This window comes from Pseudomonas sp. FSL W5-0299 (genome assembly GCF_005930655.1).
GTDB lineage: Bacteria > Pseudomonadota > Gammaproteobacteria > Pseudomonadales > Pseudomonadaceae > Aquipseudomonas > Aquipseudomonas mandelii.
In genome coordinates this window covers 39,080-61,470 of the sequence record NZ_RXHX01000032.1, presented here as the reverse complement: position 1 = coordinate 61,470, position 22,391 = coordinate 39,080, and the positions used below count along the sequence as shown (strand labels likewise).

General features: G+C 61.2%; 22 protein-coding genes. 5 read left to right on the top strand and 17 right to left on the bottom strand.

The genetic code is table 11. From position 1 onward, the window contains the following. Positions 1-58 precede the first annotated feature (58 nt). Both FHL16_RS27035 and FHL16_RS27030 read right to left on the bottom strand, forming a co-directional pair. Positions 59-370, bottom strand: coding sequence for a cupin (locus FHL16_RS27035; RefSeq protein ID WP_010456760.1), 312 nt, complete (start codon positions 368-370; stop codon positions 59-61). Positions 371-412: 42 nt separating this feature from the next. Continuing rightward, positions 413-1,606, bottom strand: coding sequence for an MFS transporter (locus FHL16_RS27030; RefSeq protein WP_077749801.1), 1,194 nt, complete (start codon positions 1,604-1,606; stop codon positions 413-415). 91 nt (positions 1,607-1,697) lie between these two features. Here FHL16_RS27030 and FHL16_RS27025 point away from each other — a divergent pair, with 91 nt between their 5' ends. Together FHL16_RS27025 and FHL16_RS27020 are read left to right on the top strand one after the other, a co-directional pair. Further along, entirely contained in the window at positions 1,698-2,237 is a 540-nt protein-coding gene (locus tag FHL16_RS27025) for a TetR/AcrR family transcriptional regulator (protein ID WP_010456762.1), read from the top strand. 263 nt (positions 2,238-2,500) lie between these two features. Continuing rightward, positions 2,501-5,971 carry a hybrid sensor histidine kinase/response regulator gene (locus FHL16_RS27020; RefSeq protein ID WP_077749800.1) on the top strand — a complete coding sequence of 1,157 codons (3,471 nt, stop codon included), beginning with the start codon at positions 2,501-2,503 and terminating at the stop codon, positions 5,969-5,971. 137 nt (positions 5,972-6,108) lie between these two features. Here the strand turns inward: FHL16_RS27020 and rmuC are convergent, their stop codons facing one another. Further along, the gene (gene rmuC, locus FHL16_RS27015; protein WP_169857066.1) at positions 6,109-7,473 is read right to left on the bottom strand and encodes a DNA recombination protein RmuC; all 1,365 of its coding nucleotides are present in this window, start codon (positions 7,471-7,473) and stop codon (positions 6,109-6,111) included. A gap of 175 nt (positions 7,474-7,648) precedes the next feature. Beyond that, complete coding sequence (locus FHL16_RS27010) at positions 7,649-7,972, bottom strand: sel1 repeat family protein (RefSeq protein ID WP_077749798.1); 324 nt, start codon at positions 7,970-7,972, stop codon at positions 7,649-7,651. Between the two features lie 940 nt (positions 7,973-8,912). Between FHL16_RS27010 and FHL16_RS27000 the strand changes: the two genes are divergently transcribed. From FHL16_RS27000 to FHL16_RS26990, 3 genes are all read left to right on the top strand, one after another. Beyond that, positions 8,913-9,137: a hypothetical protein gene (locus tag FHL16_RS27000; RefSeq protein ID WP_008031832.1), complete on the top strand. Its 225-nt coding sequence runs from the start codon at positions 8,913-8,915 to the stop codon at positions 9,135-9,137. A 277-nt stretch (positions 9,138-9,414) separates the two neighbouring features. Continuing rightward, the gene (locus FHL16_RS26995; protein WP_077749797.1) at positions 9,415-9,897 is read left to right on the top strand and encodes a hypothetical protein; all 483 of its coding nucleotides are present in this window, start codon (positions 9,415-9,417) and stop codon (positions 9,895-9,897) included. Positions 9,898-10,043: 146 nt separating this feature from the next. After that, positions 10,044-11,315 (top strand): OmpP1/FadL family transporter, encoded by a 1,272-nt coding sequence (locus FHL16_RS26990; protein WP_077749796.1) that lies wholly within the window; start codon positions 10,044-10,046, stop codon positions 11,313-11,315. A gap of 90 nt (positions 11,316-11,405) precedes the next feature. Here FHL16_RS26990 and FHL16_RS26985 read toward each other — a convergent pair whose 3' ends face one another. From FHL16_RS26985 to FHL16_RS26930, 13 genes are all read right to left on the bottom strand, one after another. Next, positions 11,406-11,957 (bottom strand): glutathione peroxidase, encoded by a 552-nt coding sequence (locus FHL16_RS26985; RefSeq protein WP_010456770.1) that lies wholly within the window; start codon positions 11,955-11,957, stop codon positions 11,406-11,408. A gap of 55 nt (positions 11,958-12,012) precedes the next feature. Then, positions 12,013-12,135, bottom strand: coding sequence for a hypothetical protein (locus FHL16_RS34775; RefSeq protein WP_010456772.1), 123 nt, complete (start codon positions 12,133-12,135; stop codon positions 12,013-12,015). Continuing rightward, positions 12,132-13,340 carry an MFS transporter gene (locus FHL16_RS26980; RefSeq protein WP_077749795.1) on the bottom strand — a complete coding sequence of 403 codons (1,209 nt, stop codon included), beginning with the start codon at positions 13,338-13,340 and terminating at the stop codon, positions 12,132-12,134. Before FHL16_RS26980 ends, FHL16_RS34775 begins: the two co-directional genes overlap by 4 nt. Positions 13,341-13,392: 52 nt before the next feature. Continuing rightward, on the bottom strand, positions 13,393-13,797 hold the full coding sequence (locus tag FHL16_RS26975; RefSeq protein WP_010456776.1) for a MarR family winged helix-turn-helix transcriptional regulator: 405 nt from the start codon (positions 13,795-13,797) through the stop codon (positions 13,393-13,395). 203 nt (positions 13,798-14,000) lie between these two features. Beyond that, entirely contained in the window at positions 14,001-14,732 is a 732-nt protein-coding gene (locus tag FHL16_RS26970; protein WP_077749794.1) for an adenosylcobinamide-GDP ribazoletransferase, read from the bottom strand. A gap of 2 nt (positions 14,733-14,734) precedes the next feature. Then, positions 14,735-15,310 (bottom strand): alpha-ribazole phosphatase family protein, encoded by a 576-nt coding sequence (gene cobC / locus FHL16_RS26965; RefSeq protein WP_077749793.1) that lies wholly within the window; start codon positions 15,308-15,310, stop codon positions 14,735-14,737. After that, on the bottom strand, positions 15,307-16,362 hold the full coding sequence (cobT, locus tag FHL16_RS26960; RefSeq protein WP_077749792.1) for a nicotinate-nucleotide--dimethylbenzimidazole phosphoribosyltransferase: 1,056 nt from the start codon (positions 16,360-16,362) through the stop codon (positions 15,307-15,309). The genes cobC and cobT overlap by 4 nt, the downstream gene beginning before the upstream one ends. Then, complete coding sequence (gene cobU, locus FHL16_RS26955) at positions 16,359-16,880, bottom strand: bifunctional adenosylcobinamide kinase/adenosylcobinamide-phosphate guanylyltransferase (protein ID WP_077749791.1); 522 nt, start codon at positions 16,878-16,880, stop codon at positions 16,359-16,361. The genes cobT and cobU overlap by 4 nt, the downstream gene beginning before the upstream one ends. A 118-nt stretch (positions 16,881-16,998) precedes the next feature. Further along, positions 16,999-18,450 carry a cobyric acid synthase gene (locus FHL16_RS26950; protein ID WP_077749790.1) on the bottom strand — a complete coding sequence of 484 codons (1,452 nt, stop codon included), beginning with the start codon at positions 18,448-18,450 and terminating at the stop codon, positions 16,999-17,001. Further along, the gene (gene cobD / locus FHL16_RS26945) at positions 18,447-19,439 is read right to left on the bottom strand and encodes a threonine-phosphate decarboxylase CobD (RefSeq protein WP_010456784.1); all 993 of its coding nucleotides are present in this window, start codon (positions 19,437-19,439) and stop codon (positions 18,447-18,449) included. The genes FHL16_RS26950 and cobD overlap by 4 nt, the downstream gene beginning before the upstream one ends. Beyond that, on the bottom strand, positions 19,432-20,340 hold the full coding sequence (cbiB, locus tag FHL16_RS26940; RefSeq protein WP_010456786.1) for an adenosylcobinamide-phosphate synthase CbiB: 909 nt from the start codon (positions 20,338-20,340) through the stop codon (positions 19,432-19,434). The genes cobD and cbiB overlap by 8 nt, the downstream gene beginning before the upstream one ends. Further along, on the bottom strand, positions 20,337-20,987 hold the full coding sequence (gene bluB / locus FHL16_RS26935; protein ID WP_077749789.1) for a 5,6-dimethylbenzimidazole synthase: 651 nt from the start codon (positions 20,985-20,987) through the stop codon (positions 20,337-20,339). Before bluB ends, cbiB begins: the two co-directional genes overlap by 4 nt. Continuing rightward, entirely contained in the window at positions 20,984-22,381 is a 1,398-nt protein-coding gene (locus tag FHL16_RS26930) for a cobyrinate a,c-diamide synthase (RefSeq protein ID WP_077749788.1), read from the bottom strand. Before FHL16_RS26930 ends, bluB begins: the two co-directional genes overlap by 4 nt. Between the last annotated feature and the right edge of the window lie 10 nt (positions 22,382-22,391).

Here is a 22,391-nt window from a genome sequence, read left to right as displayed (position 1 = left end):
ATCGAATATCTATATAACGGGTAATATCTCTAACTGTTATCTGTTTTGTAGATATACGTCAGACGCTACCTTCCGTCTCGATCACCAGGATCCGCGCCGCACCTTGTGGATGGGCAACGTGTTCGGTGCCCACCGAGGCGTAGAAAATGTCGCCGATGTCGAGCAGCGTGTCCTTTTCAACGCCGTCTTCGCGATAGCGCATCTGCACTTGGCCATCGAGCACGACGAACACTTCCTGCCCATCGTTGACGTGCCATTTATACGGCTGATCGGTCCAGTGCAAACGGGTGGTGATGCCGTTCATGTTGGCGATATCCAAGGCGCCCCAGGCGCGGTCAGCAGTGAAGGATTTGCTGCGGATGATCTTCATCGGGTGGTCCGTTGAAATGGGTGGCGACGCCAAGGCTAGCGGTCATCGAGCATCGGCGCCACAGACTTTGGCAGGCTGTTGACGCATCAACGCGGGCAGAGCACTGACCGCCAGGATAATCAGCACCGCGCCATAACCATCAGTCGTGGTCACCAGCCCAAAGGCCCGCGTCAGATTCCCCGCCAGCAACGATGGCAGGCAGAACGCCAGATAACTGAGCACATAAAACGCCGACATCAACCCGGCCCGTTCATGAGGCAAGGCTAGCGGCACGACACTGCGCAACGCGCCGAGGAAACTCGCGCCAAAACCGCAACCGGCGACTAGCGTCCCGATGAAAAACAACGGCAGGCTGGCGCTGTGAACCGCCAGTAAAATCAGCGCCACACCGACGGGCAGAATGCTCGCGCCGACCCGCAAGACTTTGTCGGCCGGGCGACTGCGCAAGGTGTAGATCATCAGCGCGCCGGTGACGGTCAGCACCGCCACTGTCGCACCGCCAATCAGATTGGAAGTCGATCCGGTGGCCGTCCGCACAAGGGATGGAGCGAGGGACGCGTAAAAACCGCCGAGCGCCCAGGCGGCGGTGTTGATCGGCAACACCAGCCACAACGCACGCCTTGCCTGGATGGGCACATGCAGAGTCGGGCGCAGCGACGCCAACGCGCCACGTTGCGCACTGACGCTTTCCGGCAGACGCCAGACGTACAGCGCCTGCAACCCGAACATCGCGAGCAGCACCCAGAAGGTCAATTGCAGTGGCAGCGGCGCAAACTCGGCCAACAAACCGCACCCCATGGCGCCGGCTGCCATGCCGAGCAGCGGAGCGACGCTATTGACCAGCGGACCTTGCTGGCGATCCGTGTCGAGCAGCGCGGCGCCCAACGCAGCCGTGGCCATCCCGGTAGCAAAACCCTGAAGCACCCGGGCACTGATCAACCAGGCGACGCTGTCGGCATTGATAAATAGCAGCATGGCCAGCATGTTCAGCGCCACAGCGGTGAAAATCACCGGTTTGCGTCCCAGGTAATCCGAGAGCGAACCGACCGTGAGCAGCGCGGCGAGCAAGCTGATGGCGTAGACGCCGAAGATCAGGGTCAGGGTCGCCGCCGAAAATTGCAGGTGTTCCTGATACAAGTGGTACAGGGGCGTTGGTGCAGTGGAAGCGGCGAGAAAACTCAGTAAAGTGATCGCCAGGAACCACAGGCTGGAACGGTTTGATATCGAGCTGGACATGCGCACACTCCGCAAAAGCTAATTTATTGCTTTTGCGGAGTGTGCTACTGGCCCGCGCTTAAAGCAAATTCTTTGTGTTAAGGTCCGCCGTATGGCTATTAAAGAAGGTTTACGCCCGGGCGGTCGAAGCGCCCGGGTGCAAGAGTCGATTCATTCGGCTGTCCGCGCCCTGCTTGAAGAGCAGGACCGCTCGACCGTGACCGTCCCGCAAATTGCTGCGCGCGCGGGTGTAACGCCGTCGACCATTTATCGGCGCTGGGGCGATTTGTCGGTGTTGCTGGCAGACGTCGCGCTGGCGCGCATGCAACCCGACAGCGAACCCGCCAATACCGGCAGCCTGCGCGGTGACGTGCGAGCCTGGGCCGAGCAATACCTGGACGAGATGAGTTCCGAGCCGGGCCGCAACATGCTTCGCGACGTGCAATGCAGCCTCACACCGGTCTATTGCACGACGATCATTGGCGGGCAGTTGCAGACGATTCTGGACCGTTACCCGGATCAGCCGAAGCCGAGTGTTGATCGATTGATCAACCTGGTGGCGGCACCGACGGTGTTTCGGATCCTGTTTTCAGCGGCGGCACTGGAGGTTGAGGAGTTGCATCAGTTGATCGAGATTGCTTTGAATCAGTGAGGCCGCTTTCGCGGGCAAATCGGTTCGCCGCATCTCACGCTCCTACAGGCTTTTTTGTCGTTCGCAGATTATGTAAACGACACATAACCTGTAGGAGCGAGGCTGCCCGCGAAGAGGCCAGCACAAACACTAAAAATCCAACTGACAAACACCCTGCGACACCCCACCACGCCACGACCTTGGTCGACACTGACTATCCCCGGCCATCGTGCGAGACTGTCTGACCGGGCGGGAGTCCCGGGTGTCTTTTGTCGGGAGTTCCCATGTCGCTGTCCAGCGGGCTGATCGCCGCCGTCGCCCTGGCCTATATGGCCATCATGTTCGCCATCGCCTTTTACGGCGACCGTCGCAGCACACCGTTGCCGCCGCGAGTGCGCGCCTGGGTATACAGCCTGTCGCTGGCGGTCTATTGCACCAGCTGGACCTTCTTTGGCGCCGTCGGCCAGGCCGCCGAGCAACTCTGGTCATTCCTGCCAATCTACCTCGGGCCGATCCTGCTGCTGGTCTGCGCGCCGTGGGTCCTGCAAAAAATGGTGATGATCAGCAAGCAGGAGAACATCACCTCCATCGCCGACTTCATTGCCGCCCGCTATGGCAAATCCCAATCGCTGGCGGTGGTGGTGGCGCTGATCTGCCTGGTGGGCGTGTTGCCCTACATTGCACTGCAACTCAAGGGCATCGTCCTCGGGGTGAACCTGCTGATCGGCGCCGGTGCCGACGCCATGGGCACCCGCGCCCAGGACACGGCGCTGATCGTGTCGCTGGTGCTGGCGCTGTTCACTATTGTCTTCGGTACCCGCAACCTCGACGCCACGGAACACCACCGTGGCATGGTGCTGGCGATTGCCTTTGAATCGCTGGTCAAGCTGTTCGCGTTTCTCGCGGTCGGCGCGTTCGTTACTTATGGCCTGTACGACGGATTCGACGACCTGTTCAACCAGGCCATGCTCGCCCCGCGCCTGGAGGCGTACTGGAAGGAAACCATTAACTGGCCGTCGATGGTGGTGCAGACCGGCGTGGCCATGATGGCGATCATCTGCCTGCCCCGGCAGTTCCACGTGACGGTGGTGGAAAACATCGACCCTCAGGATTTGCGCCTGGCGAAATGGGTGTTCCCTGCCTACCTGGCGCTGGCAGCGCTGTTTGTCGTGCCTATCGCCCTCGCCGGCCAGATGCTGCTGCCCAGCTCGGTCCTCCCGGACTCTTTCGTCATCAGCCTGCCACTGGCCCAAGCCCATCCGGCTCTGGCGATGCTGGCCTTTATCGGTGGCGCCTCGGCGGCGACCGGCATGGTGATTGTCGCCAGCGTGGCGCTGTCGACCATGGTTTCCAACGACATGTTGCTGCCGTGGCTGCTGCGCCGAAACAACGCCGAGCGACCGTTCGAAGTGTTCCGCCAGTGGATGCTGTCGGTGCGCCGGGTCAGCATCGTGGTGATTCTGTTGCTGGCTTACGTCAGTTATCGCCTGCTCGGCTCCACAGCGAGCCTGGCGACCATCGGCCAGATCGCCTTCGCCGCCGTGACCCAACTGGCCCCGGCCATGCTCGGCGCGCTGTACTGGAAACAGGCTAACCGCCGGGGCGTGTTCGCCGGTCTCGCCGCCGGGACATTCCTCTGGTTCTACACCCTGATTCTGCCGATCGCGGCCCACAGCCTCGGTTTGTCCTTGAACAGTTTCCCGGGGCTGGCCTGGTTGCACAGCAACCCGCTGAACCTGCCGCTCACCCCGCTGACCCAAGGCGTCGTACTGTCGCTGGCGGCCAACTTCACGCTGTTCGCCTGGGTGTCGGTGCTGTCACGCACGAGGGTGTCGGAACACTGGCAGGCCGGTCGTTTCATCGGTCAGGAAATCAGCGCGCGCCCCAGCGCCCGCTCGATGCTCGCAGTGCAGATCGACGACTTGCTGCAACTGGCCGCCCGCTTCGTCGGTGAAGAACGGGCGCGGCAGAGCTTCATTCGTTTTGCCTACCGCCAAGGCAAAGGCTTCAACCCGAACCAGAACGCCGACGGTGAATGGATCGCCCACACCGAACGCTTGCTGGCGGGTGTACTCGGCGCTTCTTCGACGCGAGCGGTAGTCAAGGCCGCCATCGAAGGTCGGGAAATGCAACTGGAGGATGTCGTGCGGATCGCCGACGAAGCCTCGGAAGTGTTGCAGTTCAACCGCGCCCTGTTGCAAGGCGCCATCGAAAACATCACTCAAGGCATCAGCGTGGTCGACCAGTCGCTGAAACTGGTGGCCTGGAACCGGCGTTATCTGGAACTGTTCAATTACCCCGACGGGCTGATCAGGCTTGGCCGCCCGATTGCCGACATCATTCGCTACAACGCCGAGCGCGGACTGTGCGGCCCCGGTGAAGCCGAAGTGCACGTCGCCCGCCGCCTGCACTGGATGCGTCAGGGCCGCGCCCACACCTCTGAAAGACTGTTTCCCAACGGGCGTGTGATCGAGCTGATCGGCAACCCGATGCCCGGCGGCGGTTTCGTCATGAGTTTCACGGACATCACCGCGTTCCGTGAGGCCGAGCAGGCGCTGACCGAAGCCAACGAAGGCCTGGAGCAGCGGGTCACCGCGCGGACCCACGAACTGTCCCAACTGAACGTGGCCTTGACCGAAGCCAAGGGCACCGCCGAATCGGCCAACCAGTCGAAAACCCGCTTTCTGGCGGCGGTCAGCCATGACTTGATGCAACCGCTGAATGCCGCACGCCTGTTCTCCGCCGCGCTTTCCCATCAAGAGGACGGTCTGTCCAGCGAGGCGCAGAAACTGGTGCATCACCTCGACAGCTCGTTGCGCTCGGCCGAGGACCTGATCAGCGATCTTCTGGATATTTCCCGCTTGGAGAACGGCAAGATCAACCCGGACCCCAAACCCTTCGTGCTCAACGAGTTGTTCGATGCGCTCGGTGCCGAGTTCAAGGCACTGGCTCAGGAACAAGGGCTGAAATTCCGTGTTCGGGGCAGCACATTACGGATCGACAGCGACATCAAACTGCTGCGTCGGATCCTGCAGAATTTCCTGACCAACGCGTTCCGCTACGCCAAGGGGCCCGTGCTGCTCGGCGTCCGGCGGCGCAAGGGCGAGTTGTGCCTGGAGGTGTGGGACCGTGGACCGGGAATCCCTGAAGACAAGCAGCTAGTGATTTTCGAAGAATTCAAACGCCTCGACAGCCACCAGACGCGCGCCGAGAAAGGCCTGGGACTGGGGCTGGCGATTGCCGACGGGCTGTGTCGCGTTTTGGGTCACACTTTGCGTGTAAGGTCCTGGCCGGGGCGCGGCAGTGTGTTCAGCGTCAGCGTGCCGCTGGCGCGGGCTCAAGTCGTCGCGCCAACCCAGGTCAGCGAGCTCAATGGCCATGTGCTGAGCGGCGCGCAGGTGCTGTGTATCGATAACGAAGACAGCATCCTGATCGGCATGAACAGCCTGCTGACACGCTGGGGTTGCCAGGTCTGGACCGCACGCAACCGCGACGAATGTGCGGCGCTGCTGAAGGACGGTGTACGCCCGCAATTGGCGCTGGTGGATTACCACCTGGACCATGGCGAGACCGGGACCGAGTTGATGGCGTGGTTACGAACCCAACTGGGTGAGCCGGTGCCGGGAGTGGTGATCAGTGCCGATGGCCGGCCGGAGACGGTGGCCCAGGTGCATGCGGCGGGCCTGGAGTACTTGGCCAAACCGGTGAAACCGGCGGCGTTGCGGGCGTTGTTGAGCCGGCATTTGCCGCTGTAAGGGCAGGTTTTAATCCCGTAGTGATTCAACCGACGCCTTCGCGAGCAGGCGCGCTCCCACGGTGGATCGGTGTTGCTGCCTACATCGAGTGAACATACAAAACCCTGCGGGAGCGAGCCTGCTTGCGATGCTTTCAGCTATTCAGGCAACTCGGCCAAGCCATCGACGTCGGTCATCGCTCGCTCCAACAGATCAGCCGGCAAGCTCTTGCTGGCGCGCGCTCCCAGCAGCTTCAACTGCTCACTGCGACTGACCAGGTTGCCGCGCCCTTCTGTCAGCTTGTTGCGCGCTGAGCTGTAGGCCTTGTCCAGTTGCTGCAAGCGATTGCCGACTTCATCCAGGTCCTGGATGAACAACACGAACTTGTCGTACAGCCACCCGGCGCGCTCGGCAATTTCCCGGGCGTTCTGGCTCTGGCGCTCTTGCTTCCACAGGCTGTCGATGACCCGCAGGGTCGCCAGCAACGTGGTCGGACTGACGATGACGATGTTGCGGTCGAAGGCTTCCTGGAACAGCGTCGGCTCAGCCTGCAACGCAGCGGAGAACGCCGCTTCGATCGGCACGAAAAGCAAGACGAAATCCAGGCTGTGCAAGCCGTCGAGTCGCTTGTAATCCTTACCTGACAGGCCTTTGACGTGATTGCGCAGCGACAGCACGTGCTGCTTGATGGCGATCTGGCCGATGGCATCGTCGTCGGCCGACACGTATTGCTGATAGGCCGTGAGGCTGACCTTGGAATCGACCACCACCTGCTTGTCGCCCGGTAGATAAATGATCACGTCCGGCTGGAAACGCTCACCGTCCGGCCCCTTGAGAGTGACCTGAGTCTGGTACTCGCGACCCTTTTCCAGCCCGGCGTGTTCAAGCACGCGCTCGAGAATCAACTCGCCCCAGTTGCCTTGGGTTTTCTGCCCTTTCAACGCACGAGTGAGGTTGGTGGCTTCGTCGCTCAGGCGCAGGTTCAGTTGCTGCAGGCGTTCCAGCTCTTTGGCCAGGGAAAACCGTTCACGGGCCTCGGCCTGATAGCTTTCCTCAACGCGTTTTTCGAAAGACTGAATGCGTTCTTTCAAAGGATCGAGCAACTGGCCCAGGCGCTGCTGGCTGGTTTCGGCGAAACGCTGCTCGCGCTCGTCGAAGATCTTGCCCGCCAGTTCGGCGAATTGCGCTCGCAGCTCGTCACGCGAGCCTTGCAGGTCGTTGAGGCGTTGTTGATGGCTGTCCTGCTGCTCACGCAGCTCGGCCTGGAGCGAGGCCGCTTGAGAGTCCAGACGCCGCAGTTCGGCTTCTTTGCCGGCGCGCTCGATGTTCCAGGCGTGAGCCGCATCGCGGGCATCGTCGCGCTCTATCTGTAGCAGTTCGATTTCACGGCGCATGGCGGCCAGCTCTGCCTGCTTGGCGGCGTTGGCCTGGCCAAGATCACCGATTTCATCGCGGCAGGCTTCGAGCTGAGCGTTCAAGCCGTCCTGCGCCAGTAGCGACATGGCCAGACGCTCTTCCAGCAAAGCCACCTCGGCTTGCCCCACGCTCGCCCGACGCTGGATTTGCCAGGCCAGTACCAGCAAGGGCAGTGCGGCACCCGCCAGACCCAGCAAAATGCTGGTCAAGTCCATAGCCATAGCGACTCCTGCCGATGAGATAAAGCTTGAAGGGTAACCAAGGCGTCAGGACTTGGACAGCTCAGTCTTCGACCAGGCCCAGTTCCTGTTGAGCACGCCGGTCCCCTGCCCGCGCCGCCTGGCGCAACAGATCCTGACCAATGCGGCGATCGCGGGCATTGCCGCATTCGCGGCACATCAGCTGGCCGAGACGACTTTGCGCGGCCACCACGCCTTCACGGGCAGGCTGTTTGAGCAAGCGTCCGGCGAAATGTTTGACGTTGGTGTTTTCACCCAGGCGCGGGCTATCGAGCAGCCACTCCGCCACGCGCATCGAAAAGCGTTTGGGAGGGGTAACACTGGGAGGTGTTGAGGTAGCAGAAACTGATACGGAGCGAAACTTCATAAAGCACTGTGGGGCAGATCGGAAGGCGCGCCACTCTACTCTTTTTTTCTTACAGGTAAAGCCTAAAAAAACCCGGCACGCCCGTCCTAGAGCAAGCGCTCGGGACAATCCACAGAAGCTGTGGATAACTCAGTGGACAACCGCCCTTGAACTCGCGCAAAGCCCTGTGGAATGGGGCTCGCAGTCAAACTGACGATTTTTTCACCAGTAAAAAAAAGCGATGTTTTTCATTGACTTAAATTTTCAATACAGGCACCCACTGGGGTCGTGGCGTGGATGACAGTCCGGTTACAGTCTGCGCAACTTATGTGCACAAGTACCTTCGCGGCAGTTATATCGATGCGTTTTTTCGGAGCGTTTTGTAGGCATTTTCTGGGGATAACCTTGGCAAACCCTTGTTCCAGGCGTTTGCCCGAGCGACGACCAATGGTCGGAAATGATCCTGTTATCCAGCGTGTCAGCAGGGCATGGCAATTATTTTGCTTTAACGCTTCCCTTCGCCCATTCAATTCGTTACTATCCGCGGCGTTAGTACCAAGCTGAAAGTCAATTCTGGTCGAACAAATCCTCCCGGTCAGCCTTCCCAACGGAAGCCTCTACCGAACAAGCGGGATCGACCACCTCGATGGTTTCCAGGTAAACCTTGCGCCAACACTGCCTTTGAATCGAATGCAAAGGGTGTTGCGAAGCTCACTTACTCTGACCGAACCAGCCTGCAAATTGATCAGGATCTTCACCCCGGGCCCAGAACCTTTGCCCTTGATGTGTTGCCTGCCCTCCTAAGTACCTACCTGCCAGCCCAAGCGCGCCAATTATCAGCGCTTCAAACTGGCTGCTTTGTTCCAGTCGGGTTCTTCGTTCGACCAATGGTGGTCGTCGTCACTGGAACGTTTTAATTTTGCACGGCTCTTATCCGTGTCGCTTGTAGGAACACCCAATCATGACTACTCAAATCCACACTCAGGATGCAATCCGCACCCTAACCAACGCTTTTGCTCCAATGAACTGCCTGATCATGGCCGCTCGCAAAGGCTGCTTCAGCTTCACCCTGGTCAACGAACACGGCATCGCTCGTCACAGCGAACGCCTGTACCCCGATCAATACTCCAGCGCAGAACCGCTGCAGGCCGTGATCGAGCGTACCCGTCAGGCACTGGTTGCCTGATACGCCAGAAAGACTGAAAACCTCAAAAGCCCTGCTCAAAAAGCGGGGCTTTTTATTGCCCGATATTTCTCATTGCGCAGCCTTCGACTAAGTTCCAAACGATATAACGGTTATAACTCGAAGCCGGAAATATTTTAAAAACAGGCCTTTACAGCGCGAATATGACACTACACTTCAACTCAAGCGGCTTGATCCGCTTCCGGCGAGCCTGAGTCGATCCACCTGCTGCCAACGCTCCCTTCAGGTATCGCCGCCCATTTGATGTTTCGAGGGCTTTATGGGTATCGCTGCCAGCGAACTGTGCCGTTATGTGATCCGTCCGACATTGATTTACCTCGGGCGCCATAGCGCAACTGCCGAATCCCTTCTGCTGGGCATTGCCGCCAGCCAGTCAGCCCTTGGTTCCGCCCTGCATGACCGCCGTGGACACGGCCTGTACCGAATTGCCGAACCCCGCCACCAGGCCCTCTGGGATCACTACCTGGCGTTGGACCCGGAGCGCGCGAGCCTCGTGCGCGGCCTCGCCAGTCAGCATGCCTTTCTCAGCGGGCCTCACCTGGAATTGATCGTCAACCTGCGTTACGCCACTGCCATCGCCTGGATGCTGGTAGAAGAACAGAACACTCCCCTCCCCGCCGCGGATGACTTGTTGGGAATGGCCCGAATCTGGCGCCAGACTTTTCAGCCTCAAGGACGCCTGCGCGATTTCACCTACGCCTGGCAAACCTGTGTTTCACCCCTGAATCAGGTTGCCTGCTGATCCACCGATTTCCAAAGATCCCGCAACGGGACGCGAATCTGGTCGGATTGTCCTACAAAACCGCTCTAACTCAAGCCATACAGCCTATAGCGCTGGGACGAAAATGTTGGTAATTTTCGCCCCGGTGATCACCAGGAGTTCTAATAATGAAAAAAGTAATGCTCAAAACCACACTTAGCCTCGCTGTTACCTTGGCATCCACCCAGATTTTCGCAAGTGGCTTCGCCATCAACGAACAGAGCATCAGCGGGATGGGTACAGGTTTTGCCGGGCGATCTTCCTCTGCCGATGACGCAAGCACAATTTTTGGCAACCCTGCCGGCATGTCCCGCCTCAAGCGCGAACAAGTCACCGGCGGTGCTGCATTTCTCGACGCACACACTGACATCAGCCACGCCAGCTCCAGCCCGAACAGCGGCAGCAACGACGGCGACATGGTTCCGTTCATCGCCGTGCCTATGGGCTACTACGTCAAGCCAATCGACGACCACTGGGCTTTCGGTATCGGCATGTACGCGCCATTCGGCCTGGTGACCGACTACGAGAATGGCTTCGCCGGCCGTTACTTCGGCAGCAAAAGCGAAGTCAAGATCGTCACCCTGCAACCGACTGTCAGCTACGCCTTCAACGACAAGGTCTCCATCGGTTTCGGCCCGACCATCAACCGCATCGACGGCACCCTGGAATCGAACCTGTCGATCACCCAGGCCGCTCCGGACGGCAAGGTCAAGATCAAGGGTGATGACACCGCATTGGGCTACAACATCGGTGTTCTGGTGCAAGCCACCGACAGCACTCGCGTCGGCCTGACCTACCACTCGAAAGTGAAGTACAAGCTCGAGGGTGACACCAAGGTCAACTACAACGTCCTGGGCCTGGTCGGCCAGAACCCAAGCCAGAAGTACGACGCCTCGCTGGACCTGACCACGCCTGAATCGGTGGACTTCTCGGTGACTCATAAGCTGGACGACCAGTGGACACTCTACGCAGGCAGCACCTGGACGCGCTGGAGCCGCCTGAAAGAAATCACCGTCGATAACAAAGGTGTTCCGGCCATCCTGAACGGTCAGTTCGGGACCATCACCGAAGATCAGAACTGGCACGACACCTGGGCTCACGCCATCGGCGCCTCCTACCAGTTGAACAAGCAATGGGTATTGCGTACCGGTCTGTCCTTCGACCAGGCGCCGACCAACAACGTCGACCGTTCTCCACGCATCCCGACGGGCGATCGCAAGATTTTCAGCGTGGGCGCCGGCTGGAGCCCGACCGACGACCTGACCATCGACGTAGCGTATTCGTACCTGCGTGAAGAGTCCGTCAAGGTCACCAACAGCAACGACCGTGGCCAGAACTACAACGCCAAGTATGAAAACTATGCGAATGGTTTCGGCGTAGGCGCGACCTACCGCTTCTGATGAAGCCCGGCGAGCCTGAAACGCTCGCCGCCTGAATCAAAAAAGCCCCGCTCTCTTGTACAGAGGCGGGGCTTTTTCATGGGCGTTCAATCAGGGTTGCGAGGCCAGGGCTTTTTCCACCGCGGCAATGAACTCGGGATCGTCGGGTTTGGTCAGGCTGGAGAAATTGGCGATCACCTTGCCTTTGCGATCGACCACGTATTTGTAGAAATTCCACTTCGGCGCGCTGGTCTGTTTGGCGAGGACCTTGAACAGGTGAGTCGCGTCATCGCCGCGGACTTTCTGCGGCTCGGTCATGGTGAACGTCACCCCATAGTTCACGTAGCAGACCTTGGCGGTCTCAGCGCCGTCCTTGGATTCCTGCTTGAAGTCATTGGACGGAACGCCGATCACCTCCAGCCCCTGATCCTTGTAACGCTGATTCAGAGCCTCAAGGCTTTTGAACTGTGGGGCAAAGCCACAGAAGCTTGCGGTATTGACCACCACCAGCGGCTTACCCTCAAACCGCTGGCACAGGTCGATGGATTCCTTGGCGCGCAGCTTGGGCAACGAGCCCTGCAACAGCTCCGGGCACTCGGCCGCTTGTGCCAATCCGGTAAACGCCACCAGCAACGCGGGGACTGCAATCCAGCGCATCAGCATGTCGGAGCATCCTTGATTAATGGTCACAAACGAAGTTACTCGCCCTCGCCTGTTCCTAGCAAGCGCCCATGCCCAACTGCATCAGCGCCAATCCGCCCTGATGCCAGCCCCACCAGGCCAAGGCCAGCAGCAAGGCACCGACAGCGACCACCGCCACTCGCGGCCAGAGACGGTTCATATCGCACTCAACCGGGTTTGCAGACGCGCCACCGGCTGCTCACGCACCGGCCAGTTCAGGGCGGCGGCCAACAGACTCAAGAGAATCGCTACTTGCCAGATCAAGTCATAGCTCCCGGTTCGGTCATACACCACGCCACCCAACCAGCCGCCGAGGAACGAACCGAGCTGGTGGAAGAGGAAAACAATCCCGCCGAGCATGGACAGGTTTCGCACGCCAAACAAGGTCGCCACGGTGCCGTTGGTCAATGGCACGGTCGACAACCACAGGAAGCCCATCGCCATGCCGAACAGGTACGCGGTGGTCGTGGTCACCGGCGCCCACAGAAACAGCGCAATCACCACCGCCCGCAGCAGGTACAGACCGGTGAGCAAGCGCGGCTTGGACATGCGACCGCCGAGCCATCCTGCGGTGTAGGTGCCGAAGATATTGAACAACCCGATCAGCGCCAGCACCGTGGTGCCCACTGTGGCCGGAAGGTGCTGATCCACCAGATAGGCCGGCAAATGCACCCCGATGAACACCACCTGGAAACCGCAGACAAAAAAGCCGAACGCCAACAGCCAGAACCCCGAATGGGAGCAGGCTTCCCGCAGCGCTTCAGAGAGGGTTTGTTCATGGCCGAGCACTGGCAGCGGTTTGTCCTTGAGCATGCTCACCAGCGGGATAATCAGCGCTACCAGCAGGCCCAGGACCAGCAATGCCGCGGACCAGCCCAGCCAGCCGATCAGCCCCAGCGTACCGGGCAACATGGCGAACTGACCGAAAGAGCCGGCAGCGCTGGCGAGGCCCATGCCCATGCTGCGTTTCTCCGGGGGCACGGCGCGACCGACCACGCCAAGGATCACCGAGAACGAAGTGCCCGACAGGCCGATGCCGATCAACAGGCCCGCACTCAGGGACAACGTCACCGCCGAGTCGGACAAGCCCATGAACACCAGGCCCAACGCGTACAGCACACCGCCGACGAACACCACTTTCGCCGCGCCAAAGCGATCGGCCAGCGCGCCGGTGAACGGCTGCGCCAGACCCCAGATCAGGTTTTGCAGGGCGATGGCAAAAGCGAACGTCTCACGCCCCCAGCCGAATTCGGCACTCATCGGGGCCAGGAACAGCCCGAAGCCGTGTCGCACGCCCAACGACAATGCCAGGATCAGCGCACTCCCCACCAACACCCAACCGCATGTACGCCACATCGAGGTCATTCTTATTCTCCGGTAGCGGGTATATACCCGCTTAAGATCGGAAAAACCGGCATCACGCCAGTTCGTCCAGCAGTCGCAACAAGGTTTCGCGTTTTTCGGCGCCCAGACGATCGACCAGCCGCTGCTGCGCCGCCTCCCACGCAGGCAAGGCCGCGGCCAGGCGAGCTGCGCCCGCCTCGGTCAGCCGGACGATGCGATTACGCATGTCCTCACCCTCGACCAGCGCCACCAGGCCCTCACCTTCCAGCACCCGAAGATTGCGCCCCAAGGTGCTGCGGTCCAGCCCCATGGCTTCGGCCAGGGTGGAAATACTCGGTTCATTCAGACGCTGCAGATTACACAGCAAAGAATACTGGGCAACGTTGATCCCGAAGCCATCGAGAGCGCCGTCGTAATGCCTGCTGACGCCACGGGCGGCGCGACGCAGGTTGATGCATAAACATTGGGAATCGAGCATGGTGCGTGTATATACCCGCGAGTGTGTTAAATCAAGTTACAGATGAGTTCATTGATAAATATTCGAGGTGCTTGGTCGACCGCCTTCGCGAGCAGGCTCGCTCCCACAGTGGATCTTCAGTGGACGTTAAATTTATGCAAGACGCCATCAACGTGGGAGCGAGCCTGCTCGCGATGAGGCCGGCACATCCTGCCCACAAACCATCAGACCAACGCCCATCCCACCAGCACCACCATCTCCAGCAATTCCAGCATCGCCCCGGCCGTATCCCCCGTCATCCCGCCCAATCGCCGCAGCATCACCTGCCGCAACCAAACGAACATCCCGCCCGCCAGCACAAGCGCCCAGACACCACTGAACCCTGCGATCAGCACACACGCCAACGCGCTGACTGCCAGCACCCGCTTACCCGCCAAACGCGGCAAATGATCCGCCAGCGCCTGCCCCAACCCGCCGGCACGCACATACGGCGTGGTCAGGAACAAACCCAGCATCGCGCTGCGGCCAATCAGCGGAACGATCATCAGAAAAAGACTGTGCTGCTGCTCGATCAATGCCAGCAACGCGGCGAATTTGAGCAGCAACACCAACACCAGCGTCACCACCGCAATCGGTCCGCTGCGCGGGTCTTTCATGATTGTCAGCGTGCGCTCGCGGTCGCCGAAGCCCCCGAGCCACGCATCGGCGCTATCGGCGAGACCGTCCAGGTGCAACGCGCCGCTGAGCAATACCCAAGCGCTCAGCAGAAGCGCGGCGTGAAGCAACGAAGGCGTGCCCAGTAGCAGCCAGTTCAGTGCCCATAACAGCGCGCCGAACAGCAGCCCCACCAGCGGATAAAACAGCAGCGACCGACCCAGTTCCTGAGGCGCCGGCATGCCCGGCAGACGAATCGGCAAACAGCTGAGAAATTGCAGGGCGATCCAGAAGGGCAGCATGGTCAGATCGCTTCCTTGAGGAGGACGCCTGACTCGACGCTCAACGAAAACAGCGAGCCATGCCCGACCTCGACGTTCAGCAACTGCTCACGGGGCAAACCACGTGCCTGAGCCAGCAACAAACGCATGACACCGCCATGACTGATCAGCAAGATCCGTTCACCCGCATACGCCGCGTGCAGACGCGCTACCGCCGCCAGCACCCGCGCTGAGAAATCCTCGACCGGCTCACCTTCCGGCGGCGTAAAGGCATACGGATCGGCCCAGAACAGCCCCAACCCCTCGGCGTCAGTCTCCATCAGCGCCGCCGCGCTCTGCCCTTCCCAGGCACCGAAATGCAGTTCTTGCAGATCCTTGTCCAGGTGCACAGGCAACTCCAACTGCGCACCGAGCTCATGCGCAAACCGCGCACATCGTTGCAGCGGCGAACTGATCAACCGATCCCATGGCCCTTGCTCGACCACCGCCGCGCGCATCTGCGCCCAGCCCTTGTCGGTCAGCGCATCGTCGAGGCTGCCGCGCAAACCGCCGCCCAGTTCGGTTTCCCCGTGGCGCAGAAGATCCAGTCGCAACGTCATGCCGGACGATCCGCCACCGCTGCTTCGGCGAAGGTTGCCATCTGCCCGTGAAGATCGCAGGCCAGACGCAGCAACGGCACGGCCAACGCGGCGCCACTGCCCTCGCCCAGACGCAGCCCCAGATCCAACAGCGGCTCGGCATTGAGGGTTTCCAGTACATGACGATGACCCGGCTCGGCACCGCGATGGCCGAACAACAGCCATTCGCGGCAGCCAGGGTTCAAACGCACCGCCACCAACGCAGCGACGCTGCAGATAAAGCCGTCCACCAGCACCGCAACACCCTTCTGGGCGCACGCCAGATATGCGCCGACCAGCGCCGCAATCTCAAAACCGCCGATATTGAACAGGGTTTGCAACGCATCACCGCGCTGAGCACCGTGTAATGCCAGGGCACGCTCGATGACCTGGGCTTTGTGGCTGACCCCCGCCGCGTTCAAACCGGTGCCCGGCCCGGCCAGATGCACCACCGGGCAATCGAGCAAGGCACAGGCCAGCGCGCTGGCCGCCGTGGTGTTGCCGATGCCCATCTCGCCGCCGATGAACAGCTGCGCGCCATTGGCGACCGCACGTTGCACGCTGTCGCGACCAGCCTGCAAGGCGAGTTCACCCTGGGTAGCCGTCATGGCCGGGCTTTCGACGAAATTGGCGGTACCCGCGCCGATGTTGAGGTGACGCACGCCTGGCAAATTCAACGACGGCGTTACCGTGCCGAGGTCGACCACTTCGAGGGAAGCCCCGAGCTGGCGCGCCAACACGCTGATCGCTGCACCGCCGCTGACGAAGTTGTGCAGCATCTGCCCGGTGACTTCCTGAGGGAACGCCGACACGCCTTCTGCAACTACACCATGATCGCCGGCAAAGATGGCAATCCACAGCTGATCGAGACTCGGTTTGACCTGCCCTTGCAGCCCCGCCATTTGCACGGCCACCGATTCCAGTCGGCCAAGAGAGCCAGCGGGTTTGGTCAGTTGCTGTTGACGTGCCTGCGCCTGCTCGACGGCTTGCGCGTCGATCGGCTTGCACGGGTTCAGCCACCAGGATTGAGTCATAACGCGGTTCCTTTCAAAGTCAGGGGCAGGCCGGCGACGGTCAGGACGACTCGTTGGCAGCGCTCGGCCAGGGCTTGATGCAGCCAACCGGCTTCATCGACATAGCGGCGAGTCAATTCGCCCAGCGGCACGACACCCATTCCGGTCTCGTTGCTGACAAAAATGATTTCACCCGGCAAGGAGGCCAGGCAGTCCAACAGGGCTTCGCGTTCGACGTTGAGACGTTCGGCATCGTCGAGCATCAGCAGATTGGTCATCCACAGGGTCAGGCAATCCACCAGCAGGCAACGCTCGGCGCGGGCGCTTTCGCGCAATACGCGGGCGAGTTCGATTGGCTCTTCGATCAACGCCCATTCGGCTGGACGACGGGCCCGATGATGGGCGACCCGTTCGTTCATTTCACCGTCCAGCGGTTGGCTGGTGGCGATGTAAGTCACTTGGAGGTGACTGTCTAACGCAAGTTTTTCAGCCAGTCGGCTTTTGCCGGAGCGGGCGCCGCCGAGGATCAGTTGCAGCATGGTTCATTCCTTAAATATGCGGTGTAGCTGCTGGCCTATTCGCGGACAAGCCTCGCTCCTACAGGGCTGAGCCGCTCTTGACCTTGTAGGAGCGAGGCTTACCCGCGAAAGCGTCCTCTCAAAAACCGCAGAGCTCACGCAACAACGCGGTATCCAAATGCTTCTCCACCAGATCCGCCAACCGCTCGATATCCCGCTCGCGCAACCCGTGGTAATCCACGTCCTGCACCTCCTGCAAACCCGCCCAGCGCAGCAGCGCACTGCACGCCGCCGGGGATTCAAACAGGCCATGCAGGTAGGTGCCGAAAATCTGCCCGTCAACACTTTGCGCGCCATCGCAGCGACCATCGTCCAGCTGCACCGCAGCGTTTTCCAGCGCTGGCCCGGTGGTCACCCCGGCATGGATTTCATAGCCACTGACCTGCGCATCCTCCAGCGCCAGACGACCGCGCACATTGCGCAATTGCTTCTCTTCTTCGAGCTGTGTTTCGAACGCCAGCAAGCCCAGGCCAGCACTGGAACCCGGCGCGCCTTCGAGGCCCAGCGGATCGTGCACCTGCTCACCGAGCATCTGCAGACCGCCGCAAATCCCCAGCACTTTTCCGCCATAACGCAGATGGCGATTGATGGCCGTGTCCCAACCATTGGCCCGCAGGTACGCAAGATCACTGCGCACACTTTTCGAGCCGGGAAGAATGATCAGATCAGCCGGCGGGATTGCCTGGCCGGGGCCGATGAATTGCAGGTCGACTTGCGGATGCAGGCGCAGCGGATCGAAATCGGTGTGGTTGCTGATGCGCGGCAGCACCGGCACCAGCACTTTGAGCACGCGTTCAGCCTTGTCGGCCTGGCGCTGATCGATGCCGTCCTCGGCTTCCAGGTGCAAATCCATCACATACGGCAGCACGCCGATCACCGGTTTGCCGGTGCGCGCTTCCAGCCAATCGAGGCCGGGTTGCAGCAAGGCGAGGTCACCGCGAAAACGGTTGATGATGAAGCCTTTGACCCGCGCCTGCTCGGTCGGCGACAGCAGTTCCAGTGTGCCCACCAGATGCGCGAACACCCCGCCACGATTGATGTCGGCGATCAACACCACCGGACAATCCACCGCTTCGGCAAAGCCCATGTTGGCAATGTCGCCGGCACGCAGATTGATCTCGGCCGGCGAGCCCGCGCCTTCGACCATGACCACCGGATACGCCGCGCTCAATCGTTCATGGGAAGCCAGCACGGCTTGCATGGCGATGGCTTTGTAGTCGTGATAGGCGACGGCGTTCATGGTCGTGACCGCGCGACCATGGATGATGACCTGGGCGCCGGTGTCGCTGTTGGGCTTGAGCAGCACCGGATTCATGTCAGTGTGCGGTTCCAGGTTGGCCGCCTGGGCCTGCACCGCCTGGGCGCGGCCGATCTCGCCGCCGTCGGCGGTCACGGCACTGTTGAGGGCCATGTTCTGCGGCTTGAACGGCACGACGCGCACGCCCTGACGCGTGACCCAGCGACACAACGCCGTCACCAGCGTGCTTTTACCGGCGTCGGAGGTGGTGCCCTGTACCATCAATGTTGTCATTGGGCTTCCTTCACGAAGGCTTGAAGCGCTTGCTCAAGACGCAGCCAATCGGCTTCATCCGCCGGCAAGCCGAAACGCACGCTGCTGTTGTGGGCGAACAGCCGCAGCAAGATGCCGCGCCTGGCCATGAACTCGTGAAGCGCTTCGGCATGCTCGGTCATCAGCCATTGAAACAAGGCGCAGCCACCCTGCGGCTGCAAACCATACTGCCCAAGCAAAAGTGCCAGGCGTTTGCCGGCCTCTTCGCTGCGCGCGCGCTGCCTTGCATGGCCTTCGGTGTCCAGCAAACAGGCTTGGCCCAACACCCGTGTCGGCCCGCTGACCGCCCACGGGCCCACCTGCTCGGCGAGCAACTTGAGCAACTTGCGCTCAGCCAGCACAAAGCCCAACCGCACACCGGCCAAGCCAAAAAACTTGCCGAAGGAACGTAGCACGATCAGGCCGACCTGATGGGCAAACGGCGCGAGGCTCAACGCCGGCGTGTTGTCCATGAACGCTTCGTCCACCACCAGCCAGCCGCCGCGCGAGGCCAGTCGGGCATGCCAGTCGAGCAAGCGACTCGGGCTCAGGCTCAAACCTGTCGGGTTGTTCGGGTTGACCACCACCAGCACGTCGAGGCTGTCGATATAGAAGTCGACTTCCTGCTCCAGCACCTCGCGCACGATGTAACCATTGCTGCGCCATGCGTGCGCGTGTTCGGCGTAACACGGCGACAGCACGCCGACCTTACCGGCCCGACGCAAACGCGGCAGTAACTGGATGGCCATTTGCGAACCGGCCACCGGCAGCACCTGTCCGGTGCCGTAATAATCGCAAGCGGCCTGCTCCAGACCATCATCGGTTTCCGGCAAGCGCGCCCAGGCGCGCAACGGAATGTCCGGGATCGGGAAGGGCCACGGCGCGAGGCCGCTGGACAGGTCCAGCCAGTCAGCTTCGGCAATGCCGTATTCGAGCGCGGCCTTGCGCAGGCGACCTCCGTGCTCAAGCATAGAATTCAGCTCCCACGCAGAGAATCAGCAGCCATAACCATACCCCGCGCTGAACCAATTGCCAGCCACGGTCGATGGAATCGGCATCCGCCGGCACGCCTTCGCCCAGTTGCGGACGCTGATGCAACTCACCGTGATAGATCGCCGCCCCGCCCAACTCGACGCCGAGCGCACCGGCACCGGCCGCCATGACGGGCCCGGCGTTGGGGCTGTCCCAGGTCGGGCCCTGGGTGCGCCAGCATTTCAAGGCCAGCCGGGTTTTGCCCAGCAGCGCGTAGGTCAACGCCACCAGGCGAGCAGGCAGGTAGTTGAGGACATCGTCGATCTTCGCCGCCGCCCAACCGAAACGTTCGAAGCGTTCGTTGCGGTAACCCCACATGGCATCGAGGGTGTTACTCAAGCGATAGAGCACCACACCGGGTGCACCGGCCACGGCAAACCAGAACAGCGCAGCAAATACTGCGTCGCTGCCGTTCTCCAGGACAGATTCAGTGGCGGCACGGGCCACTTCGGTTTGATCCAGTTCACTGGTCTGACGGCTGACCAAATAACCCACGCGCTTGCGGGCTTCGTCCAGATCATCGCTGCGCAAAGCCTTGGCCACCGGCTCGACGTGCTCACCGAGGCTACGCATGCCGAGGGCGCAATAGAGCGCGAGAATCTCGACAATCCAGCCCACATATGGTGCCCAGGAAAAAGCCGTGGCGAGCAAGGTCAGCGGCACGACCGCGATCACCCACGCGGTGACGCCATGGCTGCGCCAGCCACGTCCCTCACCGTTGAAACGTTGCTCGATGCGGTCGGCAAAACGGCCGAACGCCACCAGCGGATGCCAGCGTTTGGGTTCACCCAGCAGCGCGTCCAGCGCAACCGCGGCGACGCTCAATAACGCCACACTCATTGACTCACTCCCCAATAATTTTCATACAGCAACTCACTGAGCGGACGCGCCTGCGCCCACCCTTCGAGTACCAGCATCGGCGCCGCATAGAATTCCTTGACCGGGCCGAGGCAAAGAACCGCCAACGGCTTGGCCCCGGGTGGCAAACCCAGCAGGTCCGCCAGCGCTTGCGGTTCGAACAGCGACACCCAGCCCAAGCCCAGACCTTCGGCGCGGGAGGCCAGCCAGAGGTTCTGGATCGCGCAGGACAGCGAGGCCATGTCCATTTCCGGCAAGGTGCGACGACCGAAGATGTGGCGCTCGCGATCGTCCATGAGCGCGGCGACCAACACCTCGGCGCAGTCGTTGATGCCTTCGACCTTGAGCTTCATGAATTCGTCAGTGCGCTCGCCGAGGGCTTCGGCGGTGCGGATGCGTTCTTCTTCCACCAGTCGCTGGATGTTGCCTCGCAGGGCCCGGTCGCTGATGCGGATGAAGCGCCAGGGCTGCATCAGTCCGACGCTCGGGGCCTGGTGGGCGGCTTCGAGCAGACGCCGCAATAACTCGGGCTCGACGGTGCCGCCGCTGAAGTGGCGCATGTCGCGACGTTCGGCGATGACTCGGTAGACCGCTTCGCGTTCGGCTTCGGAGAATGCGTTGTCGGTCATGGCCTCTTCGCGAGCAGGCTCGCTCCTACAGGGGTTAGGTGATCCATTGTAGGAGCGACGGTGCGACGATTCGGCCTGCTCGCGAAGACGGCATCAAGGTCAGGCGCAAAAAGCGCGGCGACTGCGGTGGGGTTGGACGGAAAATAAAAATGCACATAAGAGGCGGTCATCCGCCCCTCACGGTAAACCGCCTCCGCCCCACGCCCGCCGTTCGGACTGAGTCCACGGGCAATCGGCTCAAGTTCGGTGCTGGTCAACGAATGGTGATAGGTGTGCCCACGCAGTGAACCTTCCGGCAACTCAACCGCTTGCAACGCCAGCGCGGCCAGACGCTTTTGCATCACCGCATCACCTTTGAGCAAGCCCACCAGTTCGGCGCGAGTACCCTCGACATCAGTCAACGAATCGAGCAGGTACAACATCCCGCCGCACTCGGCCAGCAACGGTTTGCCTGCGGCATGATGGGCGCGGATCGCGTCGAGCATCGAGGTGTTCTGTGACAGCGCCACATGGTGCAGTTCCGGATAACCGCCCGGCAGATAAAGGCTGTCAGCTTCCGGTAGATCAGCATCGCGGATCGGCGAGAAGAACAGCAGCTCGGCGCCCATGGCCCGCAACAAGTCCAGGCTCGCGCCGTAGGTGAAGGCAAACGCTTCATCACGGGCCACGGCAATTCGGATGCCTTTAAGCAAAGGCTCGGCGGCGATCACGTCGGGCCCGGCGAACTCCACGGCAGGCGGCAGCGCCACATCGCAACTGCTGGCCAGCGATTCGGCCGCCGCATCGAGGCGCAGGTCCAGATCATTCAACTCGCTGGCCTGGACCAGACCGAGGTGCCGACTGGGCAATTCGATCGCGGTTTCCCGCGACAAGGCGCCGTACCAGCGCAAGCCTTCCGTCAGGCTGCCTTCGAGCAATTGCGCATGACGCAGCGTGCCCACGCGGTTGGCCAGTACACCGGCAAACGGCAAGTCCGGCTGATACTTCGCCAACCCCAGCGCCAACGCACCAAAGGTCTGCGCCATGGCCGTGCCGTCGATCACGCCGAGCACCGGCACACCGAAGTGCCGCGCCAGGTCGGCACTGGACGGCGTGCCGTCGAACAGGCCCATGACGCCTTCTATCAGGATCAGGTCGGCTTCCCCGGCCGCTTCCCATAACAGACGACGACTTTCCTGCTCGCCGACCATCCACATGTCCAGTTGATACACCGGCGCACCGCTGGCGCGCTCGAGAATCATCGGGTCGAGAAAGTCCGGGCCACATTTGAACACGCGGACCTTGCGCCCCTGATTGCGGTGCAAACGGGCCAGCGCAGCGGTGACGGTGGTCTTGCCCTGACCGGAGGCCGGCGCGGCAATCAATACCGCCGGGCAATGACGATGACTATTCATAAAGTGCGGC